The organism is Flavobacterium phycosphaerae (assembly GCF_010119235.1).
In the GTDB taxonomy this organism is placed as follows: domain Bacteria; phylum Bacteroidota; class Bacteroidia; order Flavobacteriales; family Flavobacteriaceae; genus Flavobacterium; species Flavobacterium phycosphaerae.
Genome location: NZ_JAAATZ010000001.1, coordinates 2,307,036 through 2,331,169, shown reverse-complemented (window position 1 = coordinate 2,331,169; position 24,134 = coordinate 2,307,036). Strand labels below are relative to the sequence as shown.

The following is a 24,134-nucleotide window of genomic DNA, read 5'->3' as shown; positions in this document are numbered from 1 at the left end:
CAAGGATTATGTTTTCTGTGGTTTCTTTCTGGCTGCAGGAAACAAAACGTTGTTAAGTATCAAACGGAAACCCGGTGAGTTGGGATGCAAATCTAATACTGTTGGCTCATCACCTACTCGGTGCTGGTAATCTTCGGGGTCGTGTCCGCCATAGAATGTAAAGAAACCTTTTCCTTTTTGCCCGTGTATGTATCGCGCTTCATCGTTGATTTCGTTTTTTCCTAAAACTAGTACACTTGATTTTATCAAACTGCTGTCAAACGAAGTCGTTTGTCCCATGAAACCTTTGATAAGTTGGGTGTGATTTTGACAAAGCATACTTGGAATCACATCCCATTTGGCAGAGAATTCCATTAAAGTGAAATAATCTTTTTCAAACGGAATCTTGCGTTTTTCGGTCATATCAATATCTGAAAACTCATAGTGGTCAGGTCTTCGGTCTAAAATAAAATCTTTAAAGGCAAACGTTTTACTATAATCGATTTTGGATTGGTAATTGGGTTCGCTGTCGTCGCCATCAAACATAGGTTCACAAATATCAGCTCCTTCTGCGGAAAGTGCAATATCAAAGCTATCTGTTGCAGAACACATCGCAAACATAAAACCACCGCCAATAACAAAATCGCGAATCTTTTTGGCTACGGCCAATTTCTCCTGAGAGACTTTGGCAAAACCTAATTTAGCAGCCAACGCTTCGGCGTCTTTCTTTTGTTCGATATACCAAGGAGCATTCCTGTAAGCACCGTAGAACTTTCCGTACTGTCCGGTAAAATCTTCGTGATGCAAGTGCAACCAATCGTATAAAAGTAACTGATCGCTTAATACTTCTTCATCATAAACCACTTTAAACGGAATTTCCGCATACGTTAAAACCATCGTCACCGCATCGTCCCATGGTTGTTTCCCTGGTGGCGAATACACGGCAATCTTAGGAGCTTTTTCTAAAACTACCGTTTCCATATTTTGTGACGGACTTGAAATTTCATCCAAAACAGACTGCATTTCACCATCAGACATGACTTCAAAACTTACGCCTCTGATTTGACACTCTTTTCGAATTTCAGGAACATCCGGTAACAGGAATGAACCTCCACGATAATTTAACAACCAACTGGCCTTATAGTGTTTGTCCAGAGCCCAATAAGTAATACCATAGGCTTTGAGATGATTCTTTTGAGTGGTCTCATCCATAGGCAGCAAAATAAAGTTGGCCTTTATGGAAAAGGAAATCAATAAAAGGAAAATATAGAGTGATTTTTTAAACATTGCTATTAAAAATTACAAACCAAAGATAACAGATTTACTGTGAAGAAAAACATAAAAAAATCCCGAGTGAATCGGGATTGTATTATTTAGAATGGAACATCGCTATCGTCGTCATCTCTGTTGATATTACTACCAAAAGCTTCATGAGCTGAAGGCAGGTTCTTAGTGATAAACGGATTGTCATCGTGATTCATTTTAGATGGTAAATCATCAAACGCACTGCCATATTCTTCTAAGTTGTCAAACTTACCAAGGTTACCGATGAACTTCAAACGAATATTTTCCAAGGAACCGTTACGGTGTTTCGCAATGATAAATTCCGCTTGCCCGGCTGTTGGTGTTTGCTCATCGTCATCCCATTCGTCAATTTTATAATATTCCGGACGGTAGATGAAAGATACGATATCGGCATCCTGCTCAATAGCTCCCGATTCACGCAAGTCAGACAGCAAAGGTCGTTTGCTCGAACCACGAGTTTCCACAGCACGCGATAACTGTGACAAGGCGATTACCGGTACTTCTAATTCTTTAGCTAAGGCCTTTAAGTTTCTGGAGATGGTCGAGATTTCCTGTTCACGGTTTCCGCCGCCTTTACCATTGCTTCCGCCGGCCGTCATTAATTGAAGATAATCGACGATGATTAACTTAATCCCATGTTGGGATGACAAACGTCTTGCTTTGGCTCTTAAATCAAAAATAGAAAGCGATGGCGTATCATCAATATACAATGGCGCTTTTTCCAAATCTTTAACTTTGGTAGAAAGCTGCTCCCATTCGTGTTTTTCTAGTTTTCCGGTTCTTAGTTTTTCAGAAGACAACGTGGTTTCCGAAGAAATTAGTCGAGTAATCAACTGTACCGAAGACATCTCCAGCGAGAACAATGCTACCGGATGACCAAAATCAATAGCAATATTACGCGCCATCGACAATACGAAAGCTGTTTTACCCATACCCGGACGAGCCGCGATAATAATCAAATCGGATGGTTGCCAACCGGAAGTTACTTTATCCAATTTTTCAAAGCCTGTGGCTATACCGCTCAACCCTTCTTTATTGGCAATTTCTTCGATACGTTTTTTCGCCTGGATTACTAAACTTTGCGCGGTTTCCGAACTACGTTTAATATTACCTTGGGTTACTTCGTAAAGTTTAGATTCGGCTTTATCCAATAAATCAAATACATCAGTAGATTCATCATACGACTCTTCAATGATTTCGGATGAAATTTTGATTAAACTTCGTTGGATGTATTTTTGAAGAATAATTCTGGAGTGAAATTCAATATGCGCTGAAGAGGATATTTTTTGCGTTAGCTGAATTAAGTAAAAATCACCGCCAGCTAAATCCAACTTACCGCTCTTTTTAATTGAGCCGAAACGGTTAATAAGTCGATAGGCTGAGAATCTGTGAATAACTGAAAAATAGCTTCAAAAATATGTTTGTGGGCGTCTTTATAAAAAGCATCAGGTTGCAAAATATCAATTACCTCATCTACTCCCTTTTTATCAATCATCATCGCACCCAACACCGCTTCTTCCAAATCCATGGCTTGTGGCGGGAGCTTTCCTTTTTCTAAGTTGATAATGGTAGTTTTATCTACTTTGATAGGGTTAATATTTCTGAGGTTTTCCATGAGACGAAAGTAGCTATTTTGTAAAAAGTATCGGAATCGAGTTATTCAAAACCAATGTTTATAAGTTTGTATTTTTTGTTAACAACCAAAAAAAAATCCGAAACCATTGGGCTTCGGATTAAGATATATTTTATAAGAAATTACTCTTTGTATTCGCCCATTTTGCTGTATTTATCCATCCTTTGCGCCACTAATTCTTCTGTTGATAAATCTTTCAATTCGTTAAACGCTTTGATAATATATTGCTCTACGGTTTTAAATGTTGTTTCTTTATCGTAGTGGGCTCCGCCAAGTGGTTCCGGAATAACATCATCTACCAATTTCATTTTTTTCATATCGGAAGAAGTCAATTTCAACGCTTCGGCCGCTTGCTCTTTATACTCCCAACTTTTCCAAAGGATAGACGAACAAGACTCAGGAGAAATAACCGAATACCAAGTGTTTTCCATCATCAATACTCTGTCTCCAACCCCTATTCCTAAAGCACCACCTGAAGCACCTTCTCCAATGATAACACAGATGATTGGCACTTTCAAACGTACCATTTCCAAAATGTTTCGGGCAATGGCTTCACCTTGACCTCTTTCTTCGGCTTCTAAACCAGGGAAAGCTCCCGGGGTGTCAATTAAAGTTACCACAGGAACATTGAATTTTTCAGCCATTTTCATCAAACGCAATGCTTTGCGATAACCTTCCGGACTGGCCATACCGAAATTACGCAACTGACGCATTTTGGTATTGATTCCTTTTTGTTGTCCGATAAGCATAAACGACTGTCCGTCAATTTTACCTAAACCACCAACCATGGCTTTGTCATCTTTGAAATTTCTGTCGCCAAACATTTCTAAAAAAGTGCCTTTGGTTAGGTTCGTAATGTGTTCTAAAGTATAAGGACGATTAGGATGACGTGATAATTGTACACGTTGCCAAGCGGTTAAATTTTTGTAGATTTTACGTTTGGTTTCCTCTAATTTTTTTCAATTTGTTTACAAGTAGCGGTGACATCTACATTAGATTCGGCACCGATTAACTGGCATTTATCGAGTTGTTCTTCTAATTCTTTGATAGGAAGTTCAAAATCTAAATATTCCATAGGGTTGTTAGTTTTGTTTAATCGAACAGCAAATATAAAATTTTATATTGTGATAAAAAGCACTTTTTGAAGATTAGTTTTAAATAAAAATTAACGACCAGCTAACCTTAATTTAAACGTTTCTTTCGGCTTTTAATGAAAGCATTTAAAAGTACTGTGGCTAAGATAATAACGGCTCCAATGTAGAATTCAACGCTCATTTTTTCTTTATCGTTAAAGACAATTACGGCTAAAATTATTCCGTAAATAGGCTCTAAATTGATGGTCAGCATGACCGTATACGGACTCAAAAACTTCATTACCGAAGTTGAGGCAATAAAAGCATAAGCGGTACAAACCGAACTCAGTATCAATAAATAAATCAAATCTTTAACCGAAAGCACGAAGAAGTCCGGCGAAAAACTATGGGTGAATAACAATAGAAAAGTAAAGAAAATTACGCCGCCGCTAAGTTCGTAAAACGAGATAATCGTAGCATCGTATGACTTAACCAATTTACTGTTAATTACAGCAAACAAAGCCGAAAGAAAAGCGGAAGTCAAGGCGGTAATCATTCCCAAAAAGTAACTGCCTTCTACATTAAAAATGATATACAATCCCACTACGACCAGCAATCCGAAAAATACTTCGTACCAAACAATTTTTTTGCCATATAAAATAGGTTCCAACAAAGAGGCGAATAAAGCACCGGTTGAAAGACAAGCTAAAGTGATGGAAATGTTCGAAATTTTAATCGCGTGAAAGAATGTAAACCAATGCAGGGCGATAATCAATCCGGAAAACAAAAACTGTAGTAACGCTTTACCGGATACTTTTAACGGCAGTTTTTTGAAATAAATATAAATGGCTATAAATCCGACGGCAAACAGCATACGGAACCAAACTAACGGCAAAGCATCAAGTGTGATTAAGGCGCCCAACACTGCCGTAAATCCCCAAATAAAAACTATTAAATGGAGGTGCAGGTAGCTTTTTACATTATCGCTTGGCATTGCGTAGCAGATAAATGGCTAAAATTCCGAAAACAATATTAGGAATCCAAACCGCTATGATGGGCGGCATGGTTGATTTTTCGGCTAGTACGCCAAATATTTTATCAAAAAAGACAAATGAAAACGCCAAAATGATACCTATGGCGAGGTTAGTTCCCATTCCACCTCTTCGTTTCATGGACGAAACCGCAACCGCAATAATTGTCAGTATAAAAGCTGAAACCGGGATACTGTATTTTTATATAACACCACCAAATACACATTGATATTAGAAGATCCTCGTGCTTTTTCTTTATCGATAAACTTGTTTAAATCTCTAAGATTCAAGGTTTCCGCGATATAAACCACCGGAGCTAAATCTTCTAAATCGAAATTAAAAACAGTATCTTTCTTCTCGCCGGATTCAATAATATCACCAAACTCCCCTATTTTTCTTTTGTTATAATTATAGAGGGTATAGGTGCTGTCTTTAGGATTCCATTTGATTCTGCCAGCCGTTAATTTGTATTGGAGTTTATCGTCTTTGAATTTCTCCATCGAAAAATTGAACGCTATTTTAGAAATATCCTGAAAGTTACTCACAAAAATATACTCGTCTTTACTAACCTGACGGAAGACATCGGAGTTGTCTCGCATTTCGCTGACGCCGTTACCAATGAGGTATCGGTACCTGAAATCTTTAAAGCCGGCGCTGGCATTGGGCACTAAAAAGATACTCATCACCAAGGCAAACAAGGAAACAATAGTGGCACCAATAATATAAGGCCGAAGGAATCTGGAGAACGAAATCCCCGAACTCAATATGGCAATAATCTCTGTATTGTTCGCTAATTTAGAGGTAAACCAAATCACGGATAAGAATAAAAATATAGGGAACAGTAAATTAGCGAAATAAATGGTAAAATCGAGATAATATTTGGCAATAGCACTGAATGGCACCTTGTTTTCTATCATCTTATTGACCTTTTCCGAAACATCAATCACGATTCCGATAGGAATAAACATCAGCAACATTACAGAGAATGTTACTAAATATCGCTTGAGTATGTACTTGTCAATAATTTTTAACATGAGCTTATAGTCTTTGACTCATTTGTTTTACCATCATGTCTTTCCAGGTTCTGAAATCTCCTGCTAAGATATGTTTTCTTGCTTCACGAACCAACCACATATAGAACCCTAAATTGTGAATCGTAGCAATTTGTTTGCCCAAATATTCGTTGGCCGCAAATAAGTGGCGTAAGTAAGCTTTTGTATACTCAGTGTCCACAAAAGTATGCCCCATTTCATCAATCGGCGAAAAATCAGCTTCCCACTTTTTATTTTTAATATTGATGGTACCGTTAGCGGTAAATAACATTCCGTTTCGGGCGTTACGTGTTGGCATTACACAGTCAAACATGTCAATCCCTAAGGCAATGTTTTCTAAAATATTGATTGGCGTTCCTACTCCCATTAAATAACGGGGTTTGTCTTGCGGTAAAATGGCCGTAACCACTTCGGTCATAGCGTACATTTCTTCAGCTGGTTCACCTACGGATAAGCCTCCGATGGCATTTCCTTCGGCTCCGGCATTGGCAATATATTCGGCTGATTGCTGGCGTAAGTCTTTATATGTACTTCCTTGAACGATTGGGAAAAAGTTTGGTCGTACCCATATTTTGTTGGTGTTTTTTCCAAATGAGCAATACATCGATTTAACCAACGGTGCGTCATGTGCATCGAACGTTGAGCATAGCGATAATCACACGGATAAGGCGTACATTCATCAAAAGCCATGATAATATCGGCACCAATGGTACGTTGGATTTCCATTACATTTTCGGGTGTAAACACGTGGTAAGAACCGTCGATATGCGATTTGAATTTTACACCTTCCTCTTTAATTTTTCTATTGGCAGAGAGCGAATATACTTGATAGCCACCACTGTCGGTTAAGATATTTCTATCCCAATTCATGAATTTGTGCAAACCACCGGCTTTTTCAAGAATATCGGTTTGCGGACGAAGGTATAAATGGTAGGTATTTCCCAAAATAATATCGGGATTGATTTCTTCTTTTAATTCGCGTTGGTGTACTCCTTTTACAGAAGCAACGGTACCAACAGGCATAAATATTGGGGTTTCAATTACGCCGTGATCGGTAGTGATGCTTCCGGCACGGGCTTTTGAATCGGGGTCATTCGCAAGTAAATCAAATTTCATTCTCGGTATTTTACAGTCGGCAAAGATAAAAGAATTAGGATTTAGGAATTAGGATTTAGGATTTTATTTAACAAATGAAACCGAATATCTTGTCAATGAGTTTAGTAAGTAATTTATAAAAAGTTTTTTAGTAGCTTAGCAATTGATTTATTTTAAATTAAAAAGACTAACCTCTAAACCACCCTTTATGAAAACATTTTACTGTTTATTTTTTGCTTCACCTGTTTACAAAGTTTTACTCCAAAGGTCTCCGGAGGCAAAGATATCCCTTGCACTGTATATATGGAAGATGGCAGTACCAAAGTAGGCCTGATTGAGTTTCCTTTAAAATCAGGAGCCAAATCGATAACCTTGAAAATGGGTGATAGCAAGGAGAAAATTGATTTGGAGGATGTCAAAAAATTAGCTTTTAAAGCTACTGTTTTCAGCCTCCCTGCCGAATATTACAACATGCCGGTTTATAACTTTAGCGGAAAAAAAATCCAAAAAAAGAAGCAAATGCTGAAATTGGTCGTTACCGGCACTAAAGTAAGTTTGTACACCGGTACTTATGATTGGAGTGGCTTTGCCAATTCCGGGAGCGGTTTTCAGAGTTTTAGTTACAGTGGTGCCACTTATTACGCTATAAGACCCGGAGAGCCTGCGGCTACTTTACTTCACGAAGATTTTGGTGTGAATGATAATGCCGATTTCAAGCTGTATGCCGGACGCTACTTTGCCGACTATCCGGAATTAGCCCAAAAAATCAAAGAAAAAGTTTATAAGTCTGGTGATATTTATCAAGTAATTGATGATTACAACAAGCACTAAACAGTCAAATTATACTGCATACAAAAAGGCAACCCTCAATTGTAAAGGTTGCCTTTTATTTTTACTATGTTAGCCAACTAGTGCCTATTCTTCTGAACTTTGCTGAAACTTAGTTCGCTTGCTGCCGGCATACATTTCGTATTTCACTAAACGGGCTTCCAAACTTCCGTTGAAAAGCTTGATTTTGCGCGATGGTCGCAGTCCGACAAATTTTAAAGCTTCTAAATTTCCTGTAATAAACCAAGCATTGGTATTAGGATAATTGTTCTTCAAAGTATCACCCAATTCACGGTAAAAACGTTCTAATTCAATATCCAAACGTTCTCCATACGGCGGATTGAAAACCATGTGCAACGGGCCTGCCGATTCTTTCTTAGTTTCAAAAAAATTAGCTTGACTAATGGTTACATACTCATCCAAATTGGCATTTTGAATATTGTCTTTGGCTTTTTGCACAGCACTTGGGGCTTTGTCATACCCAATGATATTGTGATGGAATTCCTTAGTACGTTTCATCAACGCATCGATAATTTGGTCAAACAAATCATTGTCCCAATCGTTCCATTTTTCGAAAGCAAATTCCTTGCGGTTAATGTTGGCCGGAATATTACAAGCAATCATAGCGGCTTCCGCCAAAATAGTCCCTGAACCACACATTGGATCTAAGAAATCTGTGCTGCCGTCCCAACCTGATAATAACAACATTCCTGCAGCTAAGACTTCGTTTATCGGAGCAATATTGGTTGCCGTTCTATATCCTCTATGATGTAAAGAAGCTCCCGATGTATCGAGTGCTACTGAACATTGATCTCTGTCGATATGAATATTGATTCGCAAATCGGGGAAGTCTTTGTCTATGCTTGGACGCATACCTAACTTATCGCGGAACTGGTCTACAATTGCATCTTTCGCTTTTTGGGAAACAAACTGAGAGTGCTTGAAATTATCCGAATGAATCGTGGTGTCAATTACAAAAGTTTGGTTGGCATTCAAGTATTTAGACCAATCTATTCCTTGAATTCCTTTATATAAATTCTGGTCATTGGTAGCCCGAAAATAATAGATGGGTTTAAGAATTTTCAAAGCCGTTCGCAACGACAAATTGGCTTTGTACATAAACCCTTTATCGCCTTTAAAACTAACGGCACGCGTTCCGATTTCAACATCCTGTGCGCCCAGCTGTTGTAATTCTTTTAATAATATTTCTTCAAAACCAAAAAAGGTCTTGGCAATCATTTTAAAATTCTCCATGGTCAATTTAATTCCAACTCAAAATTTGAAATTCATCGGCAAAAATACACTAAATTTGCCTGTTCAGAATTCATTTGAAAAGAATAAATGTCAGATACTGCAAATTGTAAATCCGAAAATTGGTACGCCTCTTGGTTTGATACCCCTTATTACCACATTTTATACAAAGACCGAAACTACCGTGAAGCCCAAATCTTCATGGACAATCTTACCCATTATCTAAACTTACCTGAGAAGGCAAAAGTGCTTGATTTAGCTTGTGGCAAGGGACGTCATTCCATTTATTTGAACCAATTGGGTTATGATGTTATTGGTGCCGATTTATCTGAAAACAGTATCGCTGAGGCCAACAAAAACGCCAATGAAACACTGCATTTTGTAGTGCATGACAAACGCGAACCCTTTGACCAAAAGTTTGATGCCATCTTCAATTTGTTTACCAGTTTTGGTTATTTCGAAAAAGAAGAAGACGATAGTAAAACCTTACTGGCCATTAAAGACAGTCTTTCGGAATATGGTTTTGCCGTAATTGATTTTATGAATGCCCAACAGGTAATTGATAATTTAATTCCGGAAGAAACCAAAGAAGTAGATGGCATTATATTTCACATCAAACGCAATGTTGCTGAAGGTTTTGTTATCAAAGAAATTAATTTTGAAGACAACGGCTGTTCCTATCATTTTACCGAAAAAGTGAGAGCCTACACTTTAGAAGATTTTCAACGGATGATGACCGAAGCCGGGATTTACTTGTTGGATACCTTTGGCGATTATAAACTGAAAAAGTTTCATAAAAATACCAGCGAACGATTAATCATGATATTTAAATAAGAAGACCGATTTGAGCACGCAGCACTCAGTTTAAATACAAGCTACCACAAAACATGAACTACATTCTTCCTTTATTATCAGTACTGTTAGGTTATTTTATTGCGATTGGAGTGAAGCCAAAAGACAAAAAAAATCTAAAGTTGTTATTGGCTTTCAGCGGTTCGTTTTTGCTATCCTTAACCGTAATGCACCTCTTGCCGGATGTTTATGAGAATCATTCTGTTTCGGTGGGTATTTATATTATGGTCGGGATATTATTTCAAATCATCCTGGAGTTTTTTTCCAAAGGAGCCGAACACGGTCATGTACACGGTCATGACAAAATCACCCAAATGCCCTGGTTACTTTTCATCAGTTTGTGTTTGCATGCTTTGCTTGAAGGTTTTCCGGTGGGGCATCACCACGATTTGGCTTACGGCATTGCCATTCACCACTTACCGATTGCTATTATCTTAACTACATTTTTCCTTAACGCCCAACTCAACAAAACGGCTTTGTTTTTGTTCATGCTGACCTTTGCGGTTATGACGCCGTTAGGGACATTGGTTTCAGATAGTTTCCCGATTTTAAATCAATATTACACCCAAATTACGGCTATCGTGATTGGAATTTTATTTCATATTTCCTCAACCATCATCTTTGAAAGCAGTGAAGGCCATAAATTCAATATTGCCAAAATTTCAATGATTATTCTGGGGATTTTGTTGGCGTGTTTTTTATAAATTTACATCAGGTACGGACAAGTCGCAACTTGTCCCTTCAAATAAAAAAATATGAATTTTACCAAAACTACCGAACAATCCTCGCACTACGAACAGCTGGAACAAATGTCGGTTCACGACTTGTTAACCAACATCAACAAAGAAGACAAAACGGTACCTTTGGCTGTAGAAAAAGCGTTGCCTCAAATTGAAGCTTTAGTCGCTAAAGTGGTAACCCAAATGAAACTCGGTGGCCGGTTATTTATATTGGTGCCGGCACTTCGGGGAGATTAGGAATTGTTGATGCTTCCGAATGTCCGCCCACGTTTGGGGTTCCTTTTGACTTGGTTAATGGCATCATTGCCGGTGGTGACAAAGCCATTCGCAAAGCGGTAGAAAACGCCGAAGATGACAAACTACAAGCCTGGATTGATTTACAGGAACACGGTATCAATGAAAACGATGTGGTTATTGGAATAGCTGCATCGGGCACTACCCCTTATGTTATTGGCGGCTTGGAAAAATGCAATGCTAAAAATATTACAACAGGCGGTATTACTTGTAACGAAGGTAGCCCGTTAGCGTTAACCGCTCAGTTTCCAGTTGTAGCAGTTGTGGGTCCTGAATTCGTTACGGGAAGTTCCCGCATGAAAGCCGGTACCGCTCAGAAATTAATATTAAATATGATTTCTACAGCCACTATGATACAATTGGGCCGAGTAAAAGGCAATAAAATGGTTGACATGCAATTGAGCAACGATAAGCTTGTTGACCGCGGGGTCAAAATGATAATGGGAGAAATTCCGGTAAGTTATGAAGAGGCTTCCGCATTATTGCAAAAACACGGTAGCGTACGAAAAGCGGTAGATTTTTACAATTCAAAATAAAAATATGGCAGCCAAAAAAGAACTACTCGACAAAGGAATCAAATACTTGCTTTATGCTTTGCCTATGATGTTTATAGGGCCGAGTGTGATTTACAATGCCTTTATTAATAAACAAAACGGGTGGCATTATTTGGTGTTAGCCATTGGCATTAGTATTTGTTTGACTGCTGTTTACTTTATGTTCAAAGGAATCAAAACTATAACTGACGCACTATTTCATCATGACTGATAATCACTACTTAGAAAGCGTAAAAAAGCAATTTCTCTATTATAAAACATTGGGAGAAAAAGCCATGGAGCAACTTGAACCGGAGCAATTGTTTGTTTCGGTAAATGAAGACACCAATTCGATTGCCGTTATTATAAAACACCTTTCCGGAAATATGTTATCGCGTTGGACGGATTTCTTAACCACCGATGGTGAAAAGGAATGGCGCAACCGTGATGGCGAATTTGATTCCCATTTTCATGAGAATGACAAAGCGGAACTAATGGCACTTTGGGACAAAGGTTGGGAATGTTTTTTTAAAGCGGTAAATCCGTTGACTGAGGAACAGCTTTCTACAATTATTTACATTCGCAATGAAGGACACACGGTAATGGAAGCTATTAATCGGCAGTTGGCGCATTATCCTTACCACATTGGGCAGATTGTTTTTTATGCTAAAATGCTGAAACAAGGTGAATGGGATTCGCTTTCCATTCCGAAAAACAAGTCGAACAGTTACAATGCCGATAAGTTTGCTAAAGAAAAAAGCATCCGAAATTTTACCGACGACGAACTGGATAAATTGAAATAGCCCTAGCCCCGATAGTAGCAAGCTACCATGTAGCGCGGATAGCGGGAAACAGCTTCAAAAAATAACTATGAAATCGAAGATTCACGAATACCATAAAATAATTTGCATGAGTAAAAAACTAACACTACTCCTATTTGCTTTAGCCTTTATTGCTTGTTCTGATAAAGAGCGAAAGTGCCAAGATTTTAAAACCGGGAAATTTGAGTTCACTCAGGAAATTGATGGTAAAAAACTAACCTCAACGTTCATACGTACCGATAGTTTGCAAATCGAAACCTTCAATGGAAAAACCGATACGGCGACGGTTCGTTGGGTAAATGATTGCGAATTTGTGTTGCGTAAACTGCATCCGAAAACGATGAACGAGCGCAAAGCCATTAGCATGACAATTTTGGCAACCGAAAAAAATAGTTATACTTTTGATTATTGCTTTGTGGGCGATACCAAAAAACACCGCGGCACTGTAACAAAATTAGAGTAATGCCGTTTAACCGTTAAACTAAACACATACCATGGATATTTTATTTACGCCTAACGCCTTGATGGCCCTATTGACCTTAACTTTTTTAGAAATCATTCTCGGAATTGACAACATTGTTTTCCTTTCTATAGTGTCCGGAAAATTGAAAGCCCAAGACCAACCCAAAGCCCGACGCATTGGATTGTTATTGGCCATGGTTTTCAGAATTATATTGTTGTTTGGTATTACTTGGGTATTGAGTTTACAGGATACGCTCTTGCATATTGACTGGGGTTTCTTTGAAGCCAGCGTTACCGGACAAAGTTTAATTATTTTTGGTGGAGGGTTGTTCCTATTATACAAGTCCGTTTCTGAGATTCACCACAAACTGGAAGGCGAAGAAGAAGGCGAAAAAGGAAAAGCTAGTGGTTCTCTTAGTCAGGCCATTATTCAGATTGCGTTGCTGAATATTGTTTTCTCGTTTGACAGTATTTTGACTGCCGTTGGTATGGTGAGCATGAAAGAACCGCATGAAGGTGGTTTTGGTTACGAAGGTGCTTTACTTATTATGATACTTTCGGTAGTGATTTCAATTGTTATTATGATGATTTTTGCCGGACCGGTTTCTAAATTCGTTAACGAACACCCAACGATACAAATTCTTGGATTGTCTTTCTTAATCTTAATTGGGGTAATGCTATTGGCCGAAGGGTCTCACTTGGCTCATTTCCGTTTTGGAAATGATGTGGAAGTCAACAGCATACCAAAAGGCTATTTGTACTTCTCTATTTTCTTCTCGCTGTTTGTTGAATTCTTAAACTTACGCATGAAGAAAAGCAGAAATACTGTCAAACTGCACAACAGTGAAATTATGGATAAAGAGCTAAAAGACACCGATATAACAAATTAGAACATCCGATTAAATTTGGAGAGCCAACGCTTTGTTTTAATCGTTATGATCCGCTGAACTTATAGCAAAAAAGCTTCCGATTGGGAAGCTTTTTTGCTGTAGTACCTACCTATTAGAAATGAATTTAGGAAATGGTCATTTATTCCAAACTTAACGTAATTTGACCATCGTCATCGGTTTCGGTTTGAATGTCTTCGGAAACATTGCCCTCGCCGGTTACTTCAACCTCTTCGGGTTGCTCTTCTTCCGGTTCTTCGTAAGGCAATGGATCTAACAGATTCACTTGTTTCAGCTTGTCTGTCGTTAATTGATTACCAATCGCTTTGATGCCTTTTACAGTAATAAATTGTTCTAAATCTACCGTAATAGTATCTTTTTGTACGCCTTTGACTTTAGCAAAAACTACTTCCGCCACAGGACGCCAATCTGTGGAAACAATTTCCAACTGTGATTTTTCGTGCTCGGTGATAAAGGTTTCCTCTTTGTTTTCGTTTTCTACCAAGAAGCGTTTCACAAAATAACGGTCTTTCTCTCCGTCGTAATAAATGGCCGAAATCGGTTTGTTTGGATTCCATTTTTCCAAAACAATCATTCCTTCATCAAAGTGTGTAGTCAGTTCCGGAATAATGGTTTTCAATTTCCCGTTTTGATTGATAATCAGCAAGCGATCGTTAGGTCTGAATTCACCTAACAACTCCCCTCTTCCGTCAACATTCAATCGTTGTACGGTATCATCAAACCACACTTTGCGCGGACGCAACGTGGAAATTCCTTTTTCTTTAAGTTCAATTTTCTTAATCGGGTATTTGGTCACGGTGTTGCCTCTCGAAGCTCTTCCTTTGATGGCAATATCGGAGAAATCCACATCCCATTTGAGTTTCTTAACGCTACCAATTTGACGCAACAAAATCGTAACAGTTTCCGCTTCTCCATTAGGATTAGCCGAAAAATACAAGACCTGGCTTCCGGCTTTTTCCTGAGTCAAATCGTAGAACTTGTCACGGGTAATTCCGGAAACATTGAATCGCTTGATAAACGTAGAACCGTTCTTCCCATCGCGATACATCATATTGTAAATCGTACGCTTATCATTCTTGTCAAAAACTGCAATGTGGATAATGTCTTTGCCCACGAACTTTTTATCATCCACTTTGGCCACCATCATTTTTCCGTCACGCAGGAAGACAATTACATCGTCAATATCAGAACAATCGGCAACGTATTCGTCTTTCTTTAAACCGGTACCGAAGAAACCTTCTTCCTTGTTTACATAGAGTTTGGTATTTCTTAAAACCACTTTGGTGGCTTCAATGGTATCAAAACTTCTGAGTTCGGTTTGACGTTCGCGGCCTTTACCGTATTTGTCTTTTAGTTTTTGGAAAAAGTCAATAGCAAAATCAATGATATGATCTAAATGGTGCTTAACCTGTTCCATCTCTGCTTCCAACTTGGCGATGGCGTCATCGGCTTTGTCAGAGTCAAAACGCGTGATACGAATCATTGGAATCTGCGTTAGTTTTTGCAAATCATCATCATTGATTTCACGTACAAACGACTTTAAGAAAGGTTTGAAACGCTCGTACATGTAAACATAAAGCGATTCTCTGTCGGAGTACAACTTGAAGTCGATGTACATTTCTTCGCGGATGAAAATCTTTTCCAAAGTAGAGAAATGCCATTTGTTTTCTAATTCGTCCAACTGAATTTCCAGCTCCCGTTTAAGCAAATCGACGGTTCGGTGCGTTGAGATTTTCAACATATCGGAAACACCAATGAACAACGGTTTGTGGTTTTCAATCACACAGCCTAATGGGGCTACCGATGTTTCGCAAGCCGTGAATGCATACAAAGCATCAATGGTTTTATCCGGAGAAACACCCGGCGGGAGATGGATTAAAATCTCAACCTCAGCAGCGGTATTGTCTTCTATTTTTTTGACTTTTATTTTCCCTTTTTCATTAGCCTTTAAAATACTGTCAATCAAGGTTGACGTATTGGTTGAAAACGGAATTTGGGTAATGACCAACGTTTGTTTGTCTAACTGACCAATCTTGGCACGCACTCTCACACGCCCGCCACGCATACCGTCATTATAGTTTGATACATCAGCAATTCCGGCTGTTGGGAAATCCGGAAATAGCGTAAACGGTTTATTTTTTAAGACTTTTATCGAACAATCTATCAGTTCGTTGAAGTTGTGTGGTAATATTTTAGTGGATAACCCTACTGCAATTCCTTCGGCACCTTGGGCCAAAAGCAAAGGAAACTTAACCGGAAGATTTATAGGTTCAGCTCTTCTACCATCATAGGACATACCCCATTCGGTAATTTTGGGCGAATACAAAACATCGTGGCCAAACTTGGAGATACGAGCCTCAATATAACGGGAAGCTGCCGCACTGTCGCCGGTGAGGATGTTCCCCCAGTTTCCCTGCATGTCGATAATCAAATCCTTTTGCCCAATTTGCACCATGGCGTCACCAATACTGGCATCACCGTGCGGGTGGTACTGCATGGTATGTCCCACGATATTCGCCACTTTGTTGTAACGACCGTCATCCAACTCTTTCATGGAGTGCATGATACGACGTTGTACCGGTTTGAATCCGTCCTCAATAGCCGGAACCGCTCGTTCCAAAATTACATAAGAAGCATAATCGAGGAACCAATCCTTGTACATACCGGTTACTTTGGTAATGGTATCTTCCGGGTTTTCGTCGTTTTCATAGAAATGGCTTCCGGTGGAAGGACGTATTACGTCTTCAAAACCTTCTTCCGCGGCTTCCTCATTCAAAGACTCGTTCAACTCATCGTTGTTTTCGTCTTCGTTTGGGATGATATCATCTTCTTCGTCTTTCATTTATGCTGCCCCGAAGTTTCGGGATTATTTAGTGTTTTATACCTGTTTTTCTACTACGTCTAATTCTACTTTCAAATTATTGATGATAAAATCTTGACGGTCCGGCGTATTCTTACCCATATAGAACTCCAGCAACGTTTCAATAGAAGTGGCTTTGTCTAACATTACCGGATCTAAGCGAATGTCTTGTCCGATAAAGTGTTTGAACTCATCGGGTGATATTTCTCCTAATCCTTTGAATCGGGTAATTTCCGGTTTTGGTTTTAGTTTTTCAATGGCGTTCACTCGTTCCTCTTCGCTGTAGCAATAGATGGTTTCTTTTTTATTTCGCACCCGGAATAAAGGCGTTTGCAAAATGTACAAATGGCCGTCTTTAATCAACTCAGGGAAAAACTGCAGGAAGAACGTAATCAACAGCAAGCGAATGTGCATCCCATCGACATCGGCATCGGTAGCGATTACGATATTGTTGTACCGCAAATCGCCCATGTCTTCTTCAATGTCTAAGGCCGCTTGGAGTAAGTTGAATTCTTCGTTTTCATACACAATCTTTTTGGTCATGCCATAGGAATTCAAAGGCTTCCCACGCAAACTGAATACCGCTTGTGTATTCACGTCACGCGATTTGGTAATGGAACCCGAAGCCGAATCTCCCTCGGTAATAAACAAGGTACTTTCTAAACTGCGTGGGTTTTTAGCATCGGTTAAATGCACTCGGCAATCGCGTAGTTTTTTATTGTGTAAACTCGCTTTCTTAGCACGGTCTTTGGCCAACTTACGAATACCGGATAACTCTTTACGCTCGCGTTCAGCTTGGAGAATCTTTCGCAAGAGCAAATCAGCAACTTCTGGATTTTTGTGCAAGAAGTTATCGAGTTTGGTTTTGATAAAATCATTGACAAAAGTACGTACAGAAGGACCTTTGGGACCAATTTCGGTGGAACCTAATTTGGTTTTGGTTTGCGACTCAAATACCGGCTCCTCTACTTTGACAGCAATGGCAGATACTATAGATTTACGGATATCTGAAGCTTCAAAAGGCTTGTTATAAAACTCTTTGATGGTTTTGACAATCGCCTCACGGAAAGCCCCTAAATGCGTTCCACCTTGTGTCGTATTTTGTCCGTTGACAAACGAATGATATTCTTCGGAATATTGAGACTTACTGTGTGTTAAAGCCACCTCAATATCGTCACCCAAGAGATGGATGATAGGATATTGCATGTCTTCCTCAGTAATGGTTTCTTCTAATAAATCTTTTAAACCGTTATCAGAATAAAACTTTTCACCATTGTAATAAATGGTCAAACCCGTATTCAGATAGCAGTAATTTTTGAGCATGCGGATGACATACTCGTTACGGTACTTGTAATTTTTGAATATAGTTTCATCGGCTACGAAAGAAACTTTAGTCCCTCTTCGTTTGGTTGATTCGGCTATATCTTCTTCAATCGTTAGGTTACCGGCTGAGAATTCAGCGGCTTTTTGCTGGTTATCTCTAACCGATTCCACCCGAAAATAGTTGGATAACGCATTTACTGCTTTGGTACCGACACCATTTAAACCAACCGATTTCTTGAAAGCTTTAGAGTCGTATTTTCCACCGGTATTCATTTTGGAAACTACGTCGACCACTTTTCCTAACGGAATACCACGGCCGTAATCGCGTACGGAAACCATTTTGTCTTTGATGGTTACTTCGATTACTTTTCCGGCGCCCATGACAAACTCATCAATACAATTGTCGATGGTTTCTTTGAGCAGGATATAGATACCGTCGTCGGGCGAAGAACCGTCTCCCAGCTTCCCGATGTACATTCCGGGACGCATACGAATGTGTTCCTTCCAGTCTAACGAGCGGATATTATCTTCGGTATATTGATTTTGTTCGGACATTTTGAAACTAATGATTTTAACTGCGCTTTACAAGGTCATTACAAAGTACCTCCAGTCAGCTAATTTAGGGAAATCGAGGGATTTATTAAATGATAAAAATCAAAGTTATTAAGAATGATATTGACAAAAAAGAGAAAACAAAAAGTAGTAAATCAAAGACTGTTAAAGTAGATAAAAGGTATCCAGATTTGTAAAGCTTATGTCCTCTTGTAATCGCTTCGTAGTTTGCTCTGTTTTCATTCGGAAAAAGGTCCTTTTTTTGAAAAGTAGTCTTTTTTCACTCTTACTCGGGGTAGCACAGGTACGAACCAATACCGAACAAAACCCGACTAAAACACGAATAAGACCTTACTAAAAGCAGGAGGTTTTTCAATGGAATATTTCATAAAAAAACCACTTAATTTATTAAGCGGTTTGTCTTTATTTCTTTTCCTTCAAGTTACACATTAAAACGAAAATGCATCACATCGCCATCTTTAACGATGTATTCTTTTCCTTCTACACGAAGTTTACCGGCTTCTTTTACTTTGGCTTCTGAACCATAATGAGCAAAATCCTCATAGGCAATTACTTCGGCACGGATGAATCCTTTTTCAAAATCGGTATGAATAACCCCGGCTGCTTTTGGAGCGGTATCACCGATGTTGATGGTCCAAGCACGAACTTCTTTAACTCCGGCTGTGAAATAGGTTTGTTGCTTTAATAATTTGTAGGCTGCACGAATTAATACAGAAGAACCCGGTTCTTTTAAGCCTAAATCTTCTAAGAACATTTGACGTTCTTCGTAAGTTTCTAATTCGGTGATATCGGCTTCTGTTCCTACGGCAAGTACTATTACTTCAGCGTTTTCGTCTTTTACTAGGTCACGAACTTGATCTACATATTTATTTCCGGTAGCGGCTGATTCTTCATCCACATTACAAACGTATAAAACCGGTTTGGTAGTGATTAACTGAAAGTCTTCCATCAACGCCTCTTCATCAGCATTTTGCGGCACTACCGTTCTGGCTGATTTGGCTTGTAATAAGGCTTCACGGATTCGGTCTAAAAAAGCTTTTTCTACTTGAGCTTCTTTGTTACCGGTTTTAGCCGCGCGGTTTACCTTTTCCAACCGTTTTTCAACCGTTTCCAAGTCTTTTAACTGCAATTCGATATCAATGGTTTCTTTATCACGGATTGGGTTTACGTTACCGTCAACGTGAATAATATTATCGTTATCAAAGCAACGCAACACGTGAATGATAGCATTACACTCTCTTATGTTGGCTAAGAATTGATTACCTAACCCTTCTCCTTTGCTGGCTCCTTTAACCAATCCGGCAATATCAACGATATCCACCGTAGCCATTTGAACGCGTTCCGGTTTTACCAATTCTTCCAGTTTGTTGATTCTCGGATCGGGTACATTTACTACCCCTATATTAGGCTCAATAGTACAAAACGGAAAGTTCGCGCTTTGGGCTTTGGCATTTGATAAACAATTGAATAAGGTTGATTTCCCTACGTTTGGCAATCCTACAATTCCTGCTTTCATATTTCTTTGATATTTCTTTTTATCGGTATTAAGGAACGCCGGAGCGTTTCATGAATTTTTATTTTAAAAGTGTGCAAATATAGTGGAATAAAACCAAGTTACAAAGGACTGAACTTGTGCCTTTTTGGGAAAAAGATAAAGTGGTGAAAATTATTGGCGGTCAGCCATTTTGAGTACGATTTCCTGTTCTTCGTCGGTAGCCGTTAAACCGGAGACATTCCAGTAATCGGTAAGGACTACATTTTTTTATTGTAGAGTGTTTTGTCTTTAAAGACTTCGCTTTCTTTGTAGGTGTAATTGTGGTTACTGAAATTGGTAGTCACAAAGTAATTCCGCACTTCAATTTCTGTTTTTTTATCTTTGTCAACGCGCTCAAAACCAATCTCTTCTTTAGAGCTAACTAAATAATAGTTCTCGTTATCCGTTCGGTAAATGGTTTTAAAAATCGACTTGTAAATATTCTTGGAACCCACAGCTGTTTTTTCTTTTACATTGGACAAGCTCATGGGTGAAATTGAAGAACTTACCTCGATGATTATCTTTTTCTTACTGTCGTAAATGATTTTAAAATCGTCTCGCAAATCATTATCATCTAAGTTGGTGTCTGTTGGGGTAACCAGCATCACATTATAATTGGTATTGGTGGTGTAGCCTTTGATGACAAAATCGTATTTCTTTTTGGCATTGGCTTCTAAAATAGGATTTAAGTATTTGAAATTGTAATAATTCTGCATGATATCATTTAGGTTATAGCCTAGGACATCGGCAGAAATTTCTTCATTAACCAATCCGAAGGAACGATTTTGCTCTACCAAAATATTGCTTTTGAAGTTTTTATCATTGCCAAACAACTGAAAATTCATCAGGCCGTCATTGTAATACGAATAATTGCCGTTCATTTTAAAAAACTCCCTGCTGTATACCTTCAATCGAGCCGGTACTGTTAATCGCTTTATCGAATTAGCAACCAATGATTTCAGGATTTTATACGGAGGCTGTTTGGTTACTATGATTTCATCTAAGTCGTTGACATTGCTTTTCAAATAAATCACATTATCGGTTTTTGTCAAAGCCGAGGAACGAACCGTAACACTAACATAGGAAGAATGCGTCACCTGAATATTTGAAGAACCGGTCAACTGAAAAGTCACATTACCTTCGGCATTGCTGAGAAAAGTTTGTTTAGTTTTTAAAACAAAAACCGTCGCGTCTTCAATAGGGAGATTGGTTTCGGCATCTTTTAGGGTAATTGATTTTTGACCATTTTGAGACAAAACAGTGAGGTTAATAATCAAAAACAATAAGACGAAACTTTTTTTCATTTTGAATTGGGTTCGGGCAAATTTAATAAAAAATACAAACGGTTTAAATTGTTTGTTAAATTGTTAAAATTGTTTTATAAAAAGCGTTAAATCAATATATAAAAAACATTAAATTGCATTTAATTAACAACTAAACCAACCTTTTTTATGAAAAAAATTACTCTTTTGTTATTTTTATTTCAGCTCGGATTTACTTTCGCACAAACGAAACCCGAAGCAACTAAAAGCGACTCCACTAAAGTTGAAGCTTTACAAGAAGTTCAAATTGTAGGTTCCAGAAACACCAAGCGAACCGTGGTCAATTCGGCCGTTCCCATTGATGTTATTGATGTAAAAAGTGTCACTACCCAAAGCGGAAAACTCGAGATTAATGAATTATTGCAATACGTTGCTCCATCGTTCAATGCCAATAAACAATCAGGTTCAGATGGTGCTGATCATGTTGACCCTGCTTCTTTAAGAGGTATGGGACCCGATCAAACTTTGGTTTTAATCAATGGTAAAAGAAGACACCAATCGTCATTGGTTAATTTATTCGGAACGCGCGGACGCGGAAACACCGGAACCGATTTGAATGCCATTCCTGCCAGTGCCATTAAAAGAATTGAGATTCTACGTGATGGTGCAGCAGCACAATACGGTTCTGACGCTATTGCCGGTGTTATTAATATTGTTTTAAATGATAATGTGGAGGAGTTTAACGGCGCCATCAGTTATGGTGCTTATGACACCAATGCCAAAGGCGATTTTCTTAGCGGAACTCCCAACACAGAAGGCTATATGCTAGATCAAGATGGCAACGGAAACTCTTATGGAAAAAACAGAAAATATGATGGACAATCATTGAAATTGGCTGGTAATTATGGTTTCAAGCTGGGCAAAAAAGGTGGTTATGTAAACTTGACGTCTGAATATTTTTCGAAAGAAAAAACCTTACGCCCCGGATTTGATTTCAGAAAAGGATTTGGTGAAGCTGAAATTAAAAGTTTTAATGTGATGGCCAATCTGGAAATTCCAGTAACGGATAAAATTGACTTCTATGCTTTTGGCGGCAGAAACGACCGAAATACAGACGCTTATGCATTTACCCGAAATGACGGTCCAAGAGTGGTAGAATCTATTTATCCCGGCGGCTATACTCCCCGAATTACTTCAAAAATTGTAGATAATTCATTAGCCTTCGGATTTAAAACAGAAACAAACAACGGTTGGAAAATTGATTTGAGTAATGCTTTTGGACACAATAAATTTGATTATACCATAAAAGGAACTCTCAATGCCAGTCTGGAAGGAAATTCACCAACATCATTTGATGCCGGAGGATTTAGTTTAAGTCAAAACACTACTAATCTTGATTTTTCGAGAAATTTTAAATCGGTTTTAAATGGTTTGAACTTTGCCTTTGGAGCAGAATCACGTATTGAAAATTATAAAATTTTGCCGGTGAAGAAGGTTCTTATGCCACTTATGATACCAATGGTGACCCTATTACCAACCCCGCAACACAGTCTGCACCAATTGATGCTGTTTCCGGCGAACCAAGACCCGGAGGTTCACAAGGTTTCCCGGGTTTCAGCCCTAAAAACGTAGTGGATGAAGTACGCAACAGCATGGCTATGTATGTGGATACGGAATTAGATGTTTCTGATGCCTTTTTAGTTAGTGGCGCTTTGCGTTATGAAAATTACAGTGATTTTGGCAACACTTTAAATCTGAAATATGCTTACCGTTTGAAACTATCTGACAAAATCAGCATGAGAGGTTCTTGGAGTACCGGATTCAGAGCACCATCATTGGCGCAAATTTATTTCAACACCAATTTCACTAACTTCAATTCTGAAGGTGCTTCAGAGATATTACTTTCAGCCAATGACAGTCCGGTAACTAAAGCATTTGGTATTGAAAAATTAAAAGAAGAAAAATCGAAAAATGCTTCGATTGGATTTACAGGAAGCTTTGGCGCTTTTACCGCCACTGTTGACGGTTATTTAATTAATGTAAAAGACCGAATTGTGTTGACCGGTTATTTTGATGCTAAGGCATTGAATCTTGGCGTAGATTCGGCTCAGTTTTTTGTGAACGGTGTGAATACTGAAACTAAAGGAGTTGACTTTGTACTAGCTTGGAAAAAAACAATGGGCAGCTCAAAATTTGGTGCCACTTTAGTGGGTAACATGAACAAGATGGAAGTGACCAAAGTAAAAAACAACAATTTGGAGAAAGAAACCTTTTTTGGAGAAAGAGAAATTGCCTTCTTAAAAGCATCGGCACCAGACAACAAATTCGGTTTAAACCTGAATTATTCTCGAAAAATAGTCGATGCCGGAGTAGCATTTACCCGTTTCAGCAAAGTGGTCTTGGTAGATTATGCCGGAATGGATAATGTTTACACTGCAAAAATTGTAACGGATGTAACCGTGGGTTGTCAAATTACCAAACAAATTAAATTGAGTGTAGGAAGCAACAACCTGTTCAACATTTATCCTGACAAACAAGACGAATCAGGAAATACCGAAGCCGGTGGGTATTGGGACGCTGTTCAAATGGGCTTCAGCGGAGCCTATTATTATGCTCGATTGGGATTCAAATTCTAAACCAAATAAAACCAAAACAAGAAATCCTGAGGCAACCCTCAGGATTTTTTATGAATATAATATAACAATTCGAGAAAATAATGTAACAT

At 38.6% G+C, this 24,134-nt stretch carries 14 protein-coding genes and 6 pseudogenes; 9 read left to right on the top strand and 11 right to left on the bottom strand.

What is annotated here, in order from left to right; genetic code table 11:
* Positions 1 to 6: 6 nt before the first annotated feature.
* The 6 genes and pseudogenes from GUU89_RS10325 to tgt form a co-directional block, all read right to left on the bottom strand.
* The gene (locus tag GUU89_RS10325; RefSeq protein ID WP_162127832.1) at positions 7 to 1,266 is read right to left on the bottom strand and encodes an asparagine synthetase B; all 1,260 of its coding nucleotides are present in this window, start codon (positions 1,264 to 1,266) and stop codon (positions 7 to 9) included.
* 86 nt (positions 1,267 to 1,352) lie between these two features.
* A pseudogene (dnaB, locus tag GUU89_RS10320) lies at positions 1,353 to 2,899 on the bottom strand (replicative DNA helicase).
* 140 nt (positions 2,900 to 3,039) lie between these two features.
* Positions 3,040 to 3,992 (bottom strand): annotated as a pseudogene (locus GUU89_RS10315) (acetyl-CoA carboxylase carboxyltransferase subunit alpha).
* Between the two features lie 107 nt (positions 3,993 to 4,099).
* Positions 4,100 to 4,984, bottom strand: coding sequence for a DMT family transporter (locus tag GUU89_RS10310; protein WP_162127831.1), 885 nt, complete (start codon positions 4,982 to 4,984; stop codon positions 4,100 to 4,102).
* Positions 4,971 to 6,055: pseudogene (locus GUU89_RS10305) on the bottom strand (LptF/LptG family permease). The gene GUU89_RS10310 and the pseudogene GUU89_RS10305 overlap by 14 nt, the downstream one beginning before the upstream one ends.
* A gap of 4 nt (positions 6,056 to 6,059) precedes the next feature.
* Positions 6,060 to 7,189, bottom strand: a pseudogene (gene tgt, locus GUU89_RS10300) (tRNA guanosine(34) transglycosylase Tgt).
* Positions 7,190 to 7,471: 282 nt separating this feature from the next.
* Between tgt and GUU89_RS10295 the strand changes: the two are divergent.
* Positions 7,472 to 7,999, top strand: a complete 528-nt coding sequence (locus GUU89_RS10295; protein ID WP_162127830.1) for a hypothetical protein — start codon at positions 7,472 to 7,474, stop codon at positions 7,997 to 7,999.
* A gap of 84 nt (positions 8,000 to 8,083) precedes the next feature.
* On the opposite strand, the gene GUU89_RS10290 is transcribed toward GUU89_RS10295, so the two are convergent.
* Positions 8,084 to 9,250, bottom strand: coding sequence for a THUMP domain-containing class I SAM-dependent RNA methyltransferase (locus tag GUU89_RS10290; RefSeq protein ID WP_162127829.1), 1,167 nt, complete (start codon positions 9,248 to 9,250; stop codon positions 8,084 to 8,086).
* 87 nt (positions 9,251 to 9,337) lie between these two features.
* On the opposite strand from GUU89_RS10290, the gene GUU89_RS10285 reads away from it, so the two are divergent.
* From GUU89_RS10285 to GUU89_RS10255, 7 genes and pseudogenes are all read left to right on the top strand, one after another.
* The gene (locus tag GUU89_RS10285) at positions 9,338 to 10,081 is read left to right on the top strand and encodes a class I SAM-dependent methyltransferase (protein ID WP_162127828.1); all 744 of its coding nucleotides are present in this window, start codon (positions 9,338 to 9,340) and stop codon (positions 10,079 to 10,081) included.
* A 53-nt stretch (positions 10,082 to 10,134) separates the two neighbouring features.
* Positions 10,135 to 10,803 (top strand): ZIP family metal transporter, encoded by a 669-nt coding sequence (locus GUU89_RS10280; protein ID WP_162127827.1) that lies wholly within the window; start codon positions 10,135 to 10,137, stop codon positions 10,801 to 10,803.
* A 51-nt stretch (positions 10,804 to 10,854) separates the two neighbouring features.
* Positions 10,855 to 11,669: pseudogene (gene murQ / locus GUU89_RS10275) on the top strand (N-acetylmuramic acid 6-phosphate etherase).
* A gap of 4 nt (positions 11,670 to 11,673) precedes the next feature.
* Entirely contained in the window at positions 11,674 to 11,898 is a 225-nt protein-coding gene (locus GUU89_RS10270; protein WP_162127826.1) for a DUF6095 family protein, read from the top strand.
* Positions 11,891 to 12,469: a DUF1572 family protein gene (locus tag GUU89_RS10265; protein ID WP_162127825.1), complete on the top strand. Its 579-nt coding sequence runs from the start codon at positions 11,891 to 11,893 to the stop codon at positions 12,467 to 12,469. Before GUU89_RS10270 ends, GUU89_RS10265 begins: the two co-directional genes overlap by 8 nt.
* A gap of 67 nt (positions 12,470 to 12,536) precedes the next feature.
* A complete protein-coding gene (locus GUU89_RS10260; protein WP_394350914.1) occupies positions 12,537 to 12,950 on the top strand; it encodes a DNA topoisomerase IV in 414 nt (137 codons plus the stop codon).
* Positions 12,951 to 12,981: 31 nt separating this feature from the next.
* The gene (locus GUU89_RS10255; RefSeq protein ID WP_162127824.1) at positions 12,982 to 13,839 is read left to right on the top strand and encodes a TerC family protein; all 858 of its coding nucleotides are present in this window, start codon (positions 12,982 to 12,984) and stop codon (positions 13,837 to 13,839) included.
* A gap of 139 nt (positions 13,840 to 13,978) precedes the next feature.
* Here the strand turns inward: GUU89_RS10255 and GUU89_RS10250 are convergent, their stop codons facing one another.
* The 4 genes from GUU89_RS10250 to GUU89_RS10235 all read right to left on the bottom strand — a co-directional run bounded on the left by GUU89_RS10250 (position 13,979) and on the right by GUU89_RS10235 (position 21,451).
* Positions 13,979 to 16,699, bottom strand: coding sequence for a DNA gyrase/topoisomerase IV subunit A (locus GUU89_RS10250; RefSeq protein ID WP_162127823.1), 2,721 nt, complete (start codon positions 16,697 to 16,699; stop codon positions 13,979 to 13,981).
* Positions 16,700 to 16,735: 36 nt separating this feature from the next.
* Positions 16,736 to 18,595, bottom strand: coding sequence for a DNA topoisomerase IV subunit B (locus GUU89_RS10245; protein WP_162127822.1), 1,860 nt, complete (start codon positions 18,593 to 18,595; stop codon positions 16,736 to 16,738).
* 439 nt (positions 18,596 to 19,034) lie between these two features.
* On the bottom strand, positions 19,035 to 20,129 hold the full coding sequence (ychF, locus tag GUU89_RS10240) for a redox-regulated ATPase YchF (RefSeq protein WP_162127821.1): 1,095 nt from the start codon (positions 20,127 to 20,129) through the stop codon (positions 19,035 to 19,037).
* 236 nt (positions 20,130 to 20,365) lie between these two features.
* Entirely contained in the window at positions 20,366 to 21,451 is a 1,086-nt protein-coding gene (locus tag GUU89_RS10235; RefSeq protein ID WP_235922020.1) for a peptidase associated/transthyretin-like domain-containing protein, read from the bottom strand.
* 147 nt (positions 21,452 to 21,598) lie between these two features.
* On the opposite strand from GUU89_RS10235, the pseudogene GUU89_RS10230 reads away from it, so the two are divergent.
* A pseudogene (locus GUU89_RS10230) lies at positions 21,599 to 24,045 on the top strand (TonB-dependent receptor plug domain-containing protein).
* Positions 24,046 to 24,134: the final 89 nt, after the last annotated feature.